The organism is uncultured Microscilla sp. (genome assembly GCF_947493425.1).
Lineage (GTDB): Bacteria > Bacteroidota > Bacteroidia > Cytophagales > Microscillaceae > Microscilla.
In genome coordinates, this window is record NZ_CANLRP010000023.1 from 12,597 (window position 1) to 27,749 (window position 15,153).

At 36.2% G+C, this 15,153-nt stretch carries 13 protein-coding genes; 6 read left to right on the forward strand and 7 right to left on the reverse strand.

All coding sequences use genetic code 11. From position 1 onward, the window contains the following. Positions 1-61: 61 nt before the first annotated feature. Both Q0954_RS08720 and Q0954_RS08725 read left to right on the forward strand, forming a co-directional pair. A complete protein-coding gene (locus Q0954_RS08720; protein WP_299455944.1) occupies positions 62-1,336 on the forward strand; it encodes a hypothetical protein in 1,275 nt (424 codons plus the stop codon). Positions 1,337-1,423: 87 nt separating this feature from the next. Then, positions 1,424-2,341 carry an FHA domain-containing protein gene (locus Q0954_RS08725; protein WP_299455946.1) on the forward strand — a complete coding sequence of 306 codons (918 nt, stop codon included), beginning with the start codon at positions 1,424-1,426 and terminating at the stop codon, positions 2,339-2,341. Positions 2,342-2,384: 43 nt separating this feature from the next. On the opposite strand, the gene Q0954_RS08730 is transcribed toward Q0954_RS08725, so the two are convergent. After that, positions 2,385-3,563 carry a hypothetical protein gene (locus tag Q0954_RS08730; protein WP_299455948.1) on the reverse strand — a complete coding sequence of 393 codons (1,179 nt, stop codon included), beginning with the start codon at positions 3,561-3,563 and terminating at the stop codon, positions 2,385-2,387. A gap of 657 nt (positions 3,564-4,220) precedes the next feature. Here Q0954_RS08730 and Q0954_RS08735 point away from each other — a divergent pair. From Q0954_RS08735 to Q0954_RS08745, 3 genes are all read left to right on the forward strand, one after another. Beyond that, on the forward strand, positions 4,221-5,069 hold the full coding sequence (locus tag Q0954_RS08735; protein WP_299455950.1) for a M57 family metalloprotease: 849 nt from the start codon (positions 4,221-4,223) through the stop codon (positions 5,067-5,069). Between the two features lie 506 nt (positions 5,070-5,575). Then, positions 5,576-6,436: a M57 family metalloprotease gene (locus Q0954_RS08740; protein ID WP_299455952.1), complete on the forward strand. Its 861-nt coding sequence runs from the start codon at positions 5,576-5,578 to the stop codon at positions 6,434-6,436. Positions 6,437-7,472: 1,036 nt separating this feature from the next. After that, positions 7,473-8,093 (forward strand): thermonuclease family protein, encoded by a 621-nt coding sequence (locus tag Q0954_RS08745; protein ID WP_299455954.1) that lies wholly within the window; start codon positions 7,473-7,475, stop codon positions 8,091-8,093. A gap of 530 nt (positions 8,094-8,623) precedes the next feature. Here the strand turns inward: Q0954_RS08745 and Q0954_RS08750 are convergent. Then, on the reverse strand, positions 8,624-10,108 hold the full coding sequence (locus tag Q0954_RS08750) for a tetratricopeptide repeat protein (protein WP_299455956.1): 1,485 nt from the start codon (positions 10,106-10,108) through the stop codon (positions 8,624-8,626). A gap of 129 nt (positions 10,109-10,237) precedes the next feature. Here Q0954_RS08750 and Q0954_RS08755 point away from each other — a divergent pair, with 129 nt between their 5' ends. Further along, a complete protein-coding gene (locus tag Q0954_RS08755; protein ID WP_299455958.1) occupies positions 10,238-10,432 on the forward strand; it encodes a TIGR04149 family rSAM-modified RiPP in 195 nt (64 codons plus the stop codon). 338 nt (positions 10,433-10,770) lie between these two features. Here Q0954_RS08755 and Q0954_RS08760 read toward each other — a convergent pair whose 3' ends face one another. The 5 genes from Q0954_RS08760 to Q0954_RS08780 all read right to left on the reverse strand — a co-directional run bounded on the left by Q0954_RS08760 (position 10,771) and on the right by Q0954_RS08780 (position 14,995). Next, positions 10,771-11,076: a hypothetical protein gene (locus tag Q0954_RS08760; protein WP_299455960.1), complete on the reverse strand. Its 306-nt coding sequence runs from the start codon at positions 11,074-11,076 to the stop codon at positions 10,771-10,773. Positions 11,077-11,092: 16 nt separating this feature from the next. Next, positions 11,093-11,254: a hypothetical protein gene (locus Q0954_RS08765; protein ID WP_299455962.1), complete on the reverse strand. Its 162-nt coding sequence runs from the start codon at positions 11,252-11,254 to the stop codon at positions 11,093-11,095. 196 nt (positions 11,255-11,450) lie between these two features. Continuing rightward, a complete protein-coding gene (locus Q0954_RS08770; RefSeq protein WP_299455964.1) occupies positions 11,451-11,768 on the reverse strand; it encodes a hypothetical protein in 318 nt (105 codons plus the stop codon). Between the two features lie 688 nt (positions 11,769-12,456). Continuing rightward, positions 12,457-12,783, reverse strand: coding sequence for a nucleotide pyrophosphohydrolase (locus Q0954_RS08775; protein WP_299455966.1), 327 nt, complete (start codon positions 12,781-12,783; stop codon positions 12,457-12,459). 844 nt (positions 12,784-13,627) lie between these two features. Further along, positions 13,628-14,995, reverse strand: coding sequence for a hypothetical protein (locus tag Q0954_RS08780; protein WP_299455967.1), 1,368 nt, complete (start codon positions 14,993-14,995; stop codon positions 13,628-13,630). Positions 14,996-15,153 lie beyond the last annotated feature (158 nt).

Consider the following 15,153-nt stretch of genomic DNA (forward strand, 5'->3'; position numbering starts at 1 on the left):
TCCTGAAAACCAAAAACTTATTTTGAGCACGTTACTAAACCAACAAATCAATTCCAGAATTATGAAATATATCTCTTATAACAATCACTCTTTTAAGAAAACAAAGTACTACGGGCGTTTGTCAAAAGCACAACAAGACGACTTTGACCTGTTATCCAATATTTTTTATTTTAAAACCAATAACTATGTGCTTGATAATCTAATTGATTGGGATAACCTTGAGCAAGACCCCATGTTCAGACTTAATTTTTTGCACAAAAATATTTTGAGCGAGGCTGATTATCAACAACTTCTTTATTTGTATCAAGCAGGCGCCAGTATTGAAGCTTTACAGCCTTTCATTGAGTTGATTAGAAAAAAAACAACTCCTCAAATTCCCTATGATGAAAAGTGCTTTCCTACGGCTGGTGGTGAACGCATCAAAGGTTTGTATCGATCTTTTAATAATGTGATTAGCTTGTTTCCTGATCCTATGTTGAAAACTTGCCACGCGTATTGCTCTTATTGCTTTCGCTGGATCGCATTTAACAATAGTGAAGTACAAAGTTATACCTCTTACAAAGACCCTCAAACCCCAGTGGCTTATCTAAAAGCCAACCCTGAAATTAATGAAACTTTATTTACTGGTGCGGACCCACTCACGTTGACTGCAGCAAAAATAAAAGAATATATTGATCCATTGCTGACCATAGACTCAGTAACAACGATTCGGTTCAATACTAAAGCATTGACCTGGTGGCCGTTTCGATTTACAACTGATAAAGACGCTAAAAATATACTGGAATTGTTTAAGCACATTGTGGCATCAGGGCGTACACTTACTTTTTGTGCCCACCTTACCCACGTGAGAGAGTTGCAGAATGACAATGTGATAGAAGCTGTCAAGAACATTCAGGCAACTGGAGCTAAAATTATATGTCAAGGTCCGGTAGTAGAAGGAATCAATGATACTATAGAAGATTGGGTAAACTTGTGGAGCCAAGAGGTAGCTTTAGGCTTACAACCTTATTATATGTTTGTAGAGCTTAACCATAATGCAGAGGCGAGTTTCCGAATTCCCTTGGCAAAAGCTGTTCATATATTTCAGGAAGCCGAAAAACGCGTCAAAGGTTTGCAACAACCTTTTAATGGCCCTGTGTTTATGAATGATGTGCACTGTGTGTCTATAGATGAAGTGACTGATGAAAATGATGCAAAACAATTTGCACTCAAGTGCCTTGCTTCGCCTTATGCCGAAAGCGAAGGACAAGTGAAGCATATTCCTTATGATAAAAACACCCGTAATGCAGGTAATTTGGTTGAAATGTTTATGCCAAAGGAGTATTCGAAGCCATAGTGCATAAACTATTTCTTGATTTCTAATCCATTCGGTAGTAATTTGAGTTTATTTTAATGTTGGAGAGATGGAATAAATTGATTACTTATGGCTACAATTGAGAATACAATTACTAAAAATACTATTTACCTTAATTCCCAGCATATATTTGGTAGAAGCCCGCACAGTTCTACCCAGCTTGATGCAAAAGATGTATCTAAGTCGCACGCCACTTTATATTGGCAGGGAGGGTTGTGGCATATCAAAGACCATAGTCGCAACGGGACAGTGGTGAGTGGCAAGTTTTTGCATAATTCTGTAGAGCGATTGGCAAAGGGACAAACCATACAGTTTGGTAAAGACCCTACTACTCAATGGAAAGTACTCGATATTGCGCCACCACTCAACTATTTGGAGTTGCTTAATAATTCACCACAAGTTATTCCGCTGGAGTCTTATTATGCACTACCCAATGAAGATACACCCGAAATAGCTTTTTTTTGTACACCAGACAGGCAATGGAAAGCAGAGCGTGCCGGAGAAACTTTTGAGCCTGAACACCACCAGGTATTTGTGTGCAATAACGAAGAATGGCGTTTTGTAAGAAATGAACTAGTGGATGAAACTGTAGACTATGGGCGAATTAAACAAAACGCCTGGTTTGAGTTTACTCTAAGTGCCGATCAGGAAACAGTGAATATTCAGATTACAGTAAATGAACTAACAATGGATATGGGTGAACATGCCCATAACTATATGTTGCTCGCCTTGGCACGAAAACGCAAAGAAGATATAGAAGCAGGGCTAGACTCCAAAGATCAAGGATGGCAAAGCATAGATGCACTCACGTATGAATTGTCAAAAGAAGAATTAAAAGAAGTAGACCAATACAACCTTAATTTACGCATTCATCGTTTACGCAAAGGCTTACAAAAACTAAAGCCACACGGTACACAGTTTGTCAACATTATTGAACGAAGAAAAGGGGAAATACGCTTTGGTCATCCCAAAATTAAAATACAGTAACAGTAATGGGTGCCTGCATACTACAAAGGCGGGCACCTGTTAATCAAGCTTGTTTGCGGAGTAGACGCATCACTACCAAAATATTAATGCCTATAGTAAGCCCCGTAAATGCCAACCCTACCAAAATGGTAATAGGCTCAATGCCTGGAGTAATCTCCAGTCCACTATCAATCATAAAGCGTTGGGTAAGCTGAATACCATAATATACCAAACCAAAAGTAAGCACTGACAAGCCACAAACAAATGCAATAAAAAAGTAGATGAGGTTTTTGCCAATCATCTGGGCAGTGTATCCTAGTTGTATCAAAAGCTTAATTTCGTTTTTCGACTCTGCAAGCACCACCCTAAAACTCATCATAAATATAACAAACGATAATGCTATAAAAAACGCCCCTAAAATACTGATCACTGACATGATAATTTTAATTACACCACCTGCTTTGCTCGCATTCAAGCGATCTTTATTAATTTGAATCCGTTTTCTTTCAAAGTAATTTGCAATGGCAGGATCTGCCGGATTTTTTACCTTAAGTATCAAACGTGAGGGGTTTACCTCTTCGTTGCGTCCAATATTTTTGTTTGCCCAATCCATAAAACGCTCAGGTACAATCATAGATGGAATACGTTCACTAAAACCTACTACTCTGCCTTGAAAACTTGCCTTTCCTTGCGGTCCTTCTATGCGTATGCTTACTTTAAGCAAACCAATAGTTGATTTAGATATTTGAGGAAGTCCATTACCCAAAGCATAACCAAAGTTGTATAAGTCTAAAAAGTTTTTAGAAATAATTACCGGAATCAACTTTTGCCCTTCTTTCCAACCCCACCCTTCAGGTATTTCACCTATCATCTGGTCAGGCACCGACTCAAAAAATAACTCAGAATAAAAGGGGATTTTCCCTTTAGCAAAAGCAATTACTTTGTATTGGTTAGACTTAAACTTACCTATATCTTCTACAAACGGTTGTCGTTTCAGGCTACGAATATCCTTTTTGCGAAAACTAGCCCGTGCCATCGTAAGCATATTGCCTAAACCTACTTGTTTGCTTACAATCAAGTATTCAGGATAGGTATTTTTAGGATTGAGCACTTTATTTACCTGAATGTATAGTTGCACCGAAAGCAACAGCATAAGCATACCTAGCAAAAAGCCCAATCCGGCAAATAAAAATTGCCCAAGGCTTTGCCGGGAGCGAAAAATTTTATTCAGTATCTTATTCATAAAAGTTTTGAGTCATGAGGGTGGTTGGCATTTTGTGTTGAAAGATAACAGAAGTATAAAAATAAAGAAAGCACCAGCGCTCAAAATTCGGTGAAGCACTGTATTTAGCTTTTGGCATGATGTTTTTCGGGTGGTCGTCACCTCCAAGTGAGTGCTTATGTATGGGAGAGTATACAGTGTGTTAAGTTGTGTTGTGCAACTTTGTTAGATTATTCCGGGAGAGCGAATAAGTAAAATCAAACAACGGGAAAAAGTGCTGAAACCTGAAAGCGCCTTGAAGATTATAAAATAGATGAGATTGATATTTTAATAGCCTAATAAGCTTGATTGTTAATGTTTTTGAGTTAAAATAAGTCCAAATATAAAAATAAAACCGATTTATTTGTTCACCTACTTTTACTATGCTTGTTTACTCATTTTAGCACTATACACAGTGATGTAAAGCTTTATTTCAGCGATTGAGGGATATTTTTTGGTCATTTATTATTTGAGTTGTTGTTGTGTACAACTACTATTGTTTACTAGGTTTTTTACGTATTTTGATGGTGTATACTTTTTGTTTACCTGTGCTTCTTTGATTATGTTTTGAGTTATAGTAGAATTGCCAACGAATATTTTATTCAGTTTCAATTATATTACACAATAACTTAAAAAATTATGAAAAAGAACACATTGTTCGCTGCAGTGCTTGCTGTTGTAATGGCTGCATTTACTTTCTCTTGTAAGCAACAAGAAGGAAACGTAAACCCAGTAAAAACCAGCGCTATCAGCACAGAAGTAATAGCGCAGTTTAAAAGCTTGGGCATAGATGCCCGTGATGCTAAATTTGGCGAAGTAACCAACGAGTTAACTGGTGAAAAGCAAACAGGGTACACTTTAGAGAAAGACCTGTTTGTTTCTGAAAAGCAATTAGCAGAAATGCTGAGCAGTAGTGTAAAAACAGGTCCTGATGGTGAACAATACAGAACCACCAACCTGGTAAACGGTACTCGTACAATTAGAGTAATTGGATACACTGGCGGTTCTTTTGCTTTGACCAGTAAAATGAGAAGCGGTTTACAGCAGGCAGTTGCCAGCTACAATGCTTTGCCATTGCGCTTAAGCTTTAGTCTTTCCTTTGCTACCAGTACCAACGCCGACATTGTAGTATACAAAGTAAGTGGTGGTGCAGGTGGATCAGCTGGATTCCCAAGTGGAGGCAACCCTTACAAGTGGGTAAGAATCAACTCTGGAACCGACGCTTACTCAACTGCAGTAAACAGACACGTAATTGCGCACGAAATTGGTCACTGTATCGGTTTCCGTCATACCGACTGGTTCAACCGTTCTATCAGCTGTGGCTCTGGTGGAAACGAAGGAACTGCTGGAGTAGGTGCTATCCATATTCCTGGTACTCCAACTACCAATGTTACAAGAAATACTTCTATTATGGTATCTTGCTTTAACTCTGGCTCAAACGGTGTATTTACATCTTCTGACGTAACTGCTTTGAACTTTCTATACTAAGAACATAGCGTTAAGTTTATAAACCAAGTAAAGCCCTGATGAATGCGTTAGGGCTTTACTTATAATTACAATAGAATAGTAGTATAAAATCGAGTTTTTAATCCTGTATTTATACGCAGAAGAATCTTGAAATAGTATCTGATTTTTGTTAGAATAGTACTGTTTATGCTTGTTTTGATGCATAAAGCGACCAATTTATACCTTAAGTAAAAAAAATAACGCTCTTTCCTTGTTTACCCCCTCTTATCCCATTTGTTTACTTCGTATATTTTCCTCTATGTCAAAATAAAATGCTGACTAACAGAAGTATACAGGGTTAATATTGTATTATTTAATGTTAAATATTGCCCATTTTAAATGCAAATGTTTACGTGATTTTTTCCTCTTTAACGCCTTGTTTACTTTTTGTTCACCCCTTGTTTTTGTGAAATATTTTGAGAATAGCTAGAATTGCCAATGAATATTTTATTCAGATAATCAATTATATTACACAAATATTAAAAATTATGAAGAAGAGTTCTTTTCTAACTGTAATGCTTGCAGTAGCAATTGCCGCATTTACTTTTTCTTGTAAGCAACAAGAAAACAACGTAACTCCAGCTCCAGTAACTAAAAATGGTATAAGTCAAAAAGTGATTGACAATTTCCTAAAGTTAGGCATTGATGCCCGTGATGCCAAGTATGGAGAAGTAACCAATCCACTAACTGGCAAAACACAAGTGGGCTATACACTTGAAGGCGACATGTTTGTATCTAAAGAAAAGTATGACGAGATGTTAACAGGTGATGTAATAGCAGGACTAAATGGTGAGCAGTACCGTACTTCTAACCTTGTAAGCAACAACCAAACAATTGACGTGATTGGTTACACTGCCAACAACTCTAATGGACTAAGCTCTACACTACAAAATGGTTTGCGTTGGGCAATAGACAATTATAATGGTTTGAACATTGGCTTACGCTTTAACCTTACTTTTGGAACTAACTTCCAACCTAAAGACATTGTGGTGTACCAGGTAAGTGGTAACGGTGGAGGATCAGCTGGATTCCCAAGTGGTGGAGCTCCTTATAAGTGGGTTCAGATTCAGGCTGGAACTGCCAACTTTGGTACCAACGTAGCCGAGCACGTAATTGGCCACGAAATTGGACACTGCTTAGGCTTACGTCACACCGATTACTTCAACCGCTCTATTAGCTGTGGTTCTGGTGGAAACGAAGGTTCTGCTGGGGTAGGAGCCATCCAAATCGCAGGAACTCCTGGTCAGTTTAATATTGATATGAACTCTTTAATGTTGGCTTGTTTCAGCTCTAACGAAGATGGTGAGTTCTCTAACTTTGACATCATTGCATTAGAGAATCTATACTAGTCATAGTCATATTTCAGACTTTTATTTAAAAGTACCTACCCTGACCTGCAAGGCCAGGGTTTTTTGTGTTTTGGATAATATAATAATATAACTTTATAAAGCTTGGTTGGTAGATGTTTGAGAGGTTGTAAATATAAAAAAAGCCATTTTACGTATATGGATTTCAAATGTTTCGTTTTTAGTTTGATAAAATAGTACTTTTGTATGCAAAACTATGTGTTTTATGTGTAATCTGTTGTTTTTATTACCAATACCGGAATTATATTTTGTTTTAAATGCTTTTAGTTGACTTGTTAAGTATTTGATTATCAGATTTGATATGTAGGTTCGCACCTGTAATACATCACCTGATCAGGAATGATAGGTTCGGTCAATATGAACATTTATATTTTAGTAGATTACAGTGGTGAGAAGTGGTTTATTGTGTTTTTTGGTGAATTTGGTACTTTTCGGTTTTTACCTTTTTTAGGATAAACCAACCCTACACCCTATCTTTGTATTAAATCATTCAGAACATTATCACTTATCACAACAACAAATGTTCTGTTTTAATTAAAATCCCACTTCTTTGATCTGATAAAACTGAAGTGAGTCTGAGTAATTTCCTTGAAAACTCAGTAGAAGTACCAAGTGACCTAAAAAATTTAATTATATATTAATTACAAAGAGAAAATATCACATAGCAATATATTAAATATCATTACTACCAAATTTGAAAGCGCTGGAGTTATTTCCAGCGCTTTTTTTGTGCCCCTTATTTAAATCACACCTTTACTATTCATCTCTTAGGAACGGTGAGAAATTAAATTACCATTCTTGAGGTAGAGGTTTTGTTTTGAGACGAGGCTATTTTTTGCGCCCATAGCAGCGCTACGGTCAATAAAAATAACGAAGTATCAAGGCGAAAAATCACCCCTCAGAGTGTAAATTTATTTTTGAACAATTCCTTAGACTTGTCTGTTATTGAAAAATGCTTATTTTTGTAGCAATAAGATACTTTTTGTTAGCAAAACATTTTTTTAAATCAGAGTTTTCTATGTTTGAACCAATCATTGACTTTTGGAAGAAACTACCTGAGTCTACCCAATACATTCTGATAATAGTGGGTGTAATCATTGTGCTATTTTTTGTGTATCGTTGTTTAAAAATATTTGGGTTATTCTTTGGTGCTATTTTCCGGGGTAAAATTACCAGGATATACAAGGTGGTAGATGGAGACACGATACATGTGGGTACCAAAAAAAACAAAAAAACGGTGCGAATGATTGGTGTAGATACTCCCGAGAGTTTGAGGTCAATGTATATGAATGTGCAACCTTTTGGCAAAGAAGCCTCTGATTATGCTAAAAAACGACTCAAAAAAGGTCAAAGGGTAGTATTAAGATACGATAAAGAGAAGGAGGACAAGTTTGGTCGTTTGCTTGCCTATGTATACTTGGGCAATGGAGAGTTATTCAATGCTTCTCTGGTAAAACATGGATATGCTTTTGCCAAACGCTATAAGCCCAATGTAAAAAAAGCTCCTTACTTTGAAAAACTGGAGGCCAGGGCTAAATCTAAAAAGAAAGGACTGTGGAAGATTTATAAAAATCCAAAAGAGTTGCGTGCCCAATACAAAAAATCAGCAGCTTATCGCAAGTTTAAAATGAAACATTAGGGCATAAAGCATAAAAAAAGCCGAAGACAAGCTTCGGCTCAACATTAAAATAAAAGATATATATATTAAGCTATGGTTATTAATTGAGATCTTTATATGGATGGTTGTTTTTTCAACCAATTTATATCTTATCAATACTATTTGATAGTTGATCTAAACTATAGCTATAACCTTGCCTATAGTTGAAAGACACTTTGTTTAATTATATAATTTCTTGTGATATTCTATTTATAGCACAACTTATTAAGAGATTTGATAATTAAGAGTTGTAAATCAAAACAAGAAAAAAATGTATCTTATATATACCTACCGTAACGTATAGAAACTTAATGAGTTGTGTGATTAGATGAAAAAAATCAAATTAACTCACAAGTGTAAAATCAATACCCATTTTCATTGATATAGCATTAGACCTAAGAGCTTGTCAGCTATAGCAGACATTGATCATTCGTTTTCTCGAGAAAAGAGGAGTGTATAGACTTTAAAGTTACTGGTCTTTTGTTGATATAAGTTGTAGTGTTTCCATTTTTTTACATTAAATCCCTTATATTCTTTACCTGACACTGGTCTTTCAGTCTTTTTATTCTGGTTTTAATAGCGCCTACATTGAGCCCTACAGCTACTGATATTTGAGCATATTTATAGTTTCTTGCTACCATCACCAAAATTTTAATATCATCCGTATTAAGTTTGCCTTGTATATGCCCTTCAATACTCTGAAGCATATCTATCTCTTGTGGGCTGAGTTCCTCAAACCCCTTCACTGGACTGGCTTTGATTGCCTTGATAAAGTTGGTGTGGGCATGCAAGCTCTGCTCACGTTTACGATAAATAAGCAGACCGCCAGTAATAAGCACCAAGGCGATAGCAAGTAGCCACCAAAGGTTGATCTGGCGCACTATCTGGGTTTTGGGGCGGTAGCGTTCTATTACCAGAGCATCCTTAAGAGTCATTGCTACCTTAGAGCGCTTATACCAATTTTTTTCTGCTTTCATACGGGCCTTTGCCCAAGTTTTGGCAGGCTTAAACCTTACACGATCGCCATAAAACCAAAGGGTGTGCAACACCCGCCAGGCACGGTGATAAATTTCATACGCTGTTTTATGTACATATTTTTGCTGTAAGTAGTTTTGAGAAGATTCAGACAAAATTGTGAGTAATGAATCGCAACGTTTGTAGGAAAGCTTGGCAGCAGTTTCGTTTCGGTTGATAAAATGCAGCAAGCCTCTGGCTGCATATAGTTGTATCAAGGCTTTGGAGGTGGTGGTTCCTAAAGCATTTACTTTGGTCAAATACAGCTTTGCAGCTGCTGGTTTTTGGGCAAGCAAACAGAGTTGTATCATATGCGTAAGTCTTATTACTTTTTTTGCCCGGCAAGCATCAGGTTGTGTGTCTAATGCAAGCTGTTGATAGCTGATAGCCGAGTTATATTCGTTCAGCTTTTCTTTAAATCTTGCCATGTCATCATACAAGTTTGCCAAATCTTGTGGAGTACCTCGTTGAATGGCCATACTCAATGCGAGTTTGTAAGTACTGTCAGCATTTGTAAAGTTCAATCTTGCACGGTAACAGTTTGCCAATAAGTTGTAAGCATGCATAAGTTTAGTAGAGTCTTTTAGGCGTTTAAAGTGTTCAATCGCTTTATGACTGATAGATATGGCTGTCTGGTGGTTTCCCGCATTGTTGTAGCAAAAAGCCATATTGTTAAGCATAGCAGCTTTATTTGCCAGTGAGTCGTAAAATTTATAAGCTGCTTTATAATGTTGGGTAGCCATTCCGTAATAGCCTAAGTGTTGAGAGTAATAAGCAATAAGTTCGTGTGCATAAGCTTTTTCTGTTACTTTCTGAGCAGCGTTTAATGCCTTTCGAGCATAATGAATGGCTGAGTCAGGCTGGGCTTGATACAAGTCCTGTGCTTTTTTACATAACTGTTGGTAGTTCACAGGTTTTTTAGTGTGGGCAAGTCCCCACAAGCTAAAGCTCAATAATACTATTGATAATATGAAACGTTTCATTTAAATAAATGCAATTAGGTTTATCTTAAATTTACTGATCTGTTTTGTGTCTGTAGGCAATGTTTTTGTAGAAGCTTTGTTGCCCTGCACAATGCCGGGTGTATTTTTACACAACTAAAATACAAAACAATGAAAAAAAATAATAAATTAAACAAAATGTTTAAAAAATTCAGTGAAAATTCACTCAAGTCTAATCAATTATCTTCTTTAAAAGGAGGTTGTGGGTGTGGAGGAGAAGACAGTGGAGGGCTTATCCCTCCCCCTCCAAGACCACCGAAAAGTGCGGTTAATATACTTGAAAAAGGTTTTTTTTCAAAAGTTTAGCCTTGATTTATAAGTGAATAAACCCAAATGCTCAAGGGTATTGGGACAATTCATTGCTTAATTAACCAATGATAAACTGAGTATGCTTTTAGTGTGCTTAGTTTATCTGTTTTGGTTGTATGTTTTTAATTATAATGATTTAAAATTGACTCTTAATGTTGTTTTTTGTGAGGGTTAAAGATGAAAAGTATTGGCAGAAATACAAAAAAGTGAAGTATACAACTTATAAATAACCTGATTGTAAAGATTACTTTTTATGCATTTACTTTTTTACTGAATTGAATCTATTTGATTTATATATTGAGTTAAATGTTTTTTATTTGAGTCGTTTTGATTTATTAGCTTTTGATACAGCCAATTCCAAGCAACCCTGACATCAATACCCCCAAAAGAGCCGCCCAAAGTCCCAAACGACACATAAACCAAACACGGTGTGTTGTCGAGTAATTGAGCGCTGTATCAGTAAAACCTACCCAAGTGATGCTCCGAGCCCAAGCAATGTAAAATCCGGTTTGTTCGTAGCCTTGTAAAAAAGTGCGCCAGCTAAAGTCACGATGGGCAAAGTAAAACCATAAAAAAAAGAAAGCTGTGCTTGTAAACAAATACAAATAGCGGTAGAAGCGCACAGCAAAAGCAGTGGTCATATTGTTCTTTGAGCGATTATTGAATATTTTTCTTAAGCCACCTAGCGGTCAGGTAAGCCCCCACACTAATGCTGGTAAATACAAATAAAGCTGTATATCTGTCATATATATTGAGGTAAACCCCTAGCAAACTCATGGCTGCTAAAATGGTAAGTATTAGCATTTCAAGTATATGCATAATCATCGTTTTTTTGTCCATAAAAAACACCATAGCATAAGTTCCAGATTAGCCACCCTAATCCAGAGACTTATGCATGGTGGCTTTACACACACGGTCTCTGGCGTACTATTAAATACTACCAGAGCCGGCTAAAATGTGAGAAAGCGATTGTTTAAGAGTGAAATATTGATTGATAACTCGAACTACAAAACAGTTAAGTCTTTTTTTGAGTCAATGTTGTTTTTAGAGCTTCTAATTGAATTATTCCTACCTTGTTATGGGCAAGTGTATTCAGCGTTTTTCTGAGTGAGGCAAAGTTTTCACTGCATCTAAAGGCAAAGCTTTCGTCATTCGTTTGTTCACTTACTACCATTAGTTTTGCTTGCACTTCTAGCAAGAAGTCAAGCCACAACAGCCACACATTTTCAGTGTCAGTATCAGTGTCAATCTCAAAAAAAGAAGAGATACTATCGATCAATACTTTAAGTTCGGCGACTTCATTTGTATTGATTAAAACTTTTTGTTCAATCATTATCCTAAGTATATTAAGTGTAATTGATGTATCAAAGTGTAATAAGGTGAGTAGGGTATAAAAATACCCTATTCACTCAATATACAACTAAGTTGTTGTATAGAAGATTATTATATTACACTTATGCAAAAGTAGGAGGAGTAAACATAGGATACAATAGCTTATGTTGAGTGTTTACATCTTGTATAACAGGTGAAACTTTTTAAGCGAAAAGTTTCAGTTGGTTGCATCTTTTTGCATCAGCTTTATTTACAGGTGATTATAATAATTTTTGTAGTAGTTTAATGGTAAAGGTTTTTTTTTCTCCTGTTTCCTTAATTTTTTTTCGTTTATCAGTTTTTTACTCAAAAATTCGTGAAAAACTATTTTTTTAAATAAAAACTCCTGTTAACCATTAAGCTGATAAATTAAAATGGATATGATAAATCAAAGTACTATGACCAAAATTATATAATGATACTCATGTATAATATCACTTTTATTTAAGGTCTACAGTTACTTTGGTCGGTTGTGAGGACACAAATCAGGGCGAAAAATAGTAGGGTAGAGTAGAAGACTATTTGATAGTCTATTTTGTAAGTTACGCAAAAAGCCCCATAAAAAAGATGATGATTTTTTAGGGGCTTTATAGTTGCTTAGAGCACGCTTAAAGCGTATCTATTGTGTTTTGGGAGCGACAATACTTACACTACTTTAACTTCTCGTTATTGGCGTGGCGTTCCTTGTCTCGTTTAGTTTTTTTATCCAGGTTTTTATGTAGAGCTTCTGTCAAGTCAATGCCAGTTTGGTTTGCCAAACAAATCAATACAAACAACACATCTGCCATTTCGTCGGCAAGGTTATGTGCTTCATCCGACTTTTTGAAAGATTGCTCACCATAAATACGTGCCATTAATCGTGCTACTTCGCCTACTTCCTCCATTAATACTGCAGTATTGGTCAGCTCATTATAGTATCTTATACCAGTAGTGTTTATCCATTTGTCTACAATTTCTTGGGCTTCTTTGATAGTCATAATAAAAATTTGTTTTGAATAGGTGATGAGTGAATCTCGACAAAACTACTCATTAGCCGTAGTTTTGTTTGAATTATGACAAGTAAATTTTGAGTAAAGCAGGTGCTAAAAAGTACTTACCCATCCATAGGTTATCAGGCGATTGGGCAAGCAGAATAGTAAGAGGTGAAACTGTTTTTTTTGATAGGGGTATAAAAAACGAAAACAGAGATTTATTCAATCTCTGTCTTCGTGATAAGTTTGTACCATCAGGCAAAATACAAACCGTGGATTAGTTTAGGTTTAAAGGTAAGGTATAAATTTAAAAGTTCAAAAAGTATAATAAAATTTAGATGTATTTTTTTATAAAGGTTAAGTAATAAGTGTATAATATTTTAAAAAGTGTAATAAAATTTAGATGTATTTTTTTTACTATAATAAGTGTTTTAAAAAAGTGTAATATAACCTGGGTGATTTTATTAGTATGTTCCAAAGGTCGAGGTTTTTTAGCGATTCGCAAAAAAAAGCAAGTAAACAAAAAGTAAACAAGGGGTGTTTTTGAGGTTTTCAGGGTAAACAAAAGGTATACAAGTAAGTTTTTTGTTGGTATAATTATAATTTAAAGTGATATAGTTAAATAATGAGTTGACTTTTATTTTTTCTTTCAAAAAATGCTTGATAATAGGATTTTACTAAATAAGTGCAGTGGATACGACCAAAAGACGGAATAAAGTAGAAAAAAAAGCAAAAAAACGATGTAAGTTTTTTTGCTTTTTTGTATATGTTGTGTGGGTTTATTTCCTGAAAATCAGGGGTGTTTGATAAATGAATAGTGATAGTTTTGGATACTCTTGATAGGAAAGGTTTAGGTAAACAGGGCATTCATTTTTTGAATAAGCAACTTGTAAGCTGACTCACTCGCATCTCCCCAGAAACCATCTGCTCCTCCACTTCTTACCACAATACTTCCGGCAGTCATGATGGTTTTTTGAACACCTTTTACCTCTTTAGGCGACATTTTGCCAATGGCTAAACTGTCTTTTTGTATTTGTTGTTCCGTCATTTCAATCAATCTTGCCAACTTTGCAAATGCTACAGCACTGTCTTTGCCCCAAATACCATCAGCACCTCCATTATAGGCTACTAAATTAGCTGCATCTATGATGGTTTGTTGTACACCCTTTACTTCTTCACGACTTAGCCCGCTAATATGTGTAATGTGGTTATCGTTGGCACCCTTGAGTAATTCTTGAATAGTTTTACCTGTTAACTGGAAAGCCTTTTCTGTAGAATTCCCCCAAATGCCATCAGCTCCTCCACTGCTCTTCATTAGTTGGGCAGATTGTGTATTACCTGAGTTTATAATAGCTTGTTGAATAATCTTAATTTGTTGAGGGGTGAGGTGCATACCATTAATAGCGTATTTGGGTGGTATGTCTGTATCAGGTGGAGCCTGGTTGTCATTGTCAGGTGTAATGGTAGCTGTTTTTAGCATGTTGTATAAATTAAGTGCACGTGGTGTATACTTGTGATTTACATAAGCTACCCAACCCCCACTTACTAGCATGCCATAAGCTTCAAAACTCCCCTCTGTTAAATTAGCAATAGCTTTTTGTGCAGTATGCCCCTGTGAGATAAAATTATGAAAAGTTTTACAGGCAACATCTAAACTGTTGATGGCTGTTTCAAATTCTTCTGCCTCATAATCATCTAAAGGCTTGGGTAAGGCGGGTTGCATATATTTTTCGTAATTGTTGCGCCAGGTAAGTTGATTGAAGCCATACCCACGATAACGATAGAAATCGCAACGGTTTTGGGCATTATTAGGCAAGTCGCCAGGGTATACATGGCCATTCCATTTGGCTACATCCAATTCACTGCTAATGATTCCCCATTGCTTAAGTTGATCTCCTGCCAGTTTATTAGGTGCTTTGTTATAGGTAACTTTTCCCCAAGAGGTTGGCTCAAACATATACTTAGGACCTCCCATTTCGCGAATAACCGTAAAAGTACCTCCGGTTTCATTGTACATAATGGCAAAATGCCCACAAAACTCTGCTAAGGTAATGGCTTGCTTGCCTGTAAAATCAGGAATATAGCCCATTAGTTTGGTAAAGTTGGAGGCATTTACAAAGTGGGAATAGATTTGCGGGTTAGTAAGGCGAAATGTTTGGTTAAACCAGTCGGCAAATGGTACACCATTTACCCTAAAGTTCCCATTGATAGTGGTCATAGTTGTTGATAAGTTTAGAAAATAAGAGACTACTGAAAGCTTTGTCTATTCCTAAGGAATGGTGTAAAAATAAATTTCTATAGTAACGCTAAAATATTTTGTTGCTAGACGCGGCACGGCAATATCCAGTGGATATTGAGCGAGCTTGCGGGATGGCC

Excerpts from the sequence above, each read along its gene's own strand:
- Q0954_RS08720 (WP_299455944.1), top strand. The coding sequence starts at position 62 with ATGAAATATATCTCTTATAACAATCACTCTTTTAAGAAAACAAAGTAC.
- Q0954_RS08725 (WP_299455946.1), top strand. The coding sequence starts at position 1,424 with ATGGCTACAATTGAGAATACAATTACTAAAAATACTATTTACCTTAAT.
- Q0954_RS08730 (WP_299455948.1), bottom strand. The coding sequence starts at position 3,563 with ATGAATAAGATACTGAATAAAATTTTTCGCTCCCGGCAAAGCCTTGGG.
- Q0954_RS08735 (WP_299455950.1), top strand. The coding sequence starts at position 4,221 with ATGAAAAAGAACACATTGTTCGCTGCAGTGCTTGCTGTTGTAATGGCT.
- Q0954_RS08740 (WP_299455952.1), top strand. The coding sequence starts at position 5,576 with ATGAAGAAGAGTTCTTTTCTAACTGTAATGCTTGCAGTAGCAATTGCC.
- Q0954_RS08745 (WP_299455954.1), top strand. The coding sequence starts at position 7,473 with ATGTTTGAACCAATCATTGACTTTTGGAAGAAACTACCTGAGTCTACC.
- Q0954_RS08750 (WP_299455956.1), bottom strand. The coding sequence starts at position 10,108 with ATGAAACGTTTCATATTATCAATAGTATTATTGAGCTTTAGCTTGTGG.
- Q0954_RS08755 (WP_299455958.1), top strand. The coding sequence starts at position 10,238 with ATGAAAAAAAATAATAAATTAAACAAAATGTTTAAAAAATTCAGTGAA.
- Q0954_RS08760 (WP_299455960.1), bottom strand. The coding sequence starts at position 11,076 with ATGACCACTGCTTTTGCTGTGCGCTTCTACCGCTATTTGTATTTGTTT.
- Q0954_RS08765 (WP_299455962.1), bottom strand. The coding sequence starts at position 11,254 with ATGCATATACTTGAAATGCTAATACTTACCATTTTAGCAGCCATGAGT.
- Q0954_RS08770 (WP_299455964.1), bottom strand. The coding sequence starts at position 11,768 with ATGATTGAACAAAAAGTTTTAATCAATACAAATGAAGTCGCCGAACTT.
- Q0954_RS08775 (WP_299455966.1), bottom strand. The coding sequence starts at position 12,783 with ATGACTATCAAAGAAGCCCAAGAAATTGTAGACAAATGGATAAACACT.
- Q0954_RS08780 (WP_299455967.1), bottom strand. The coding sequence starts at position 14,995 with ATGACCACTATCAATGGGAACTTTAGGGTAAATGGTGTACCATTTGCC.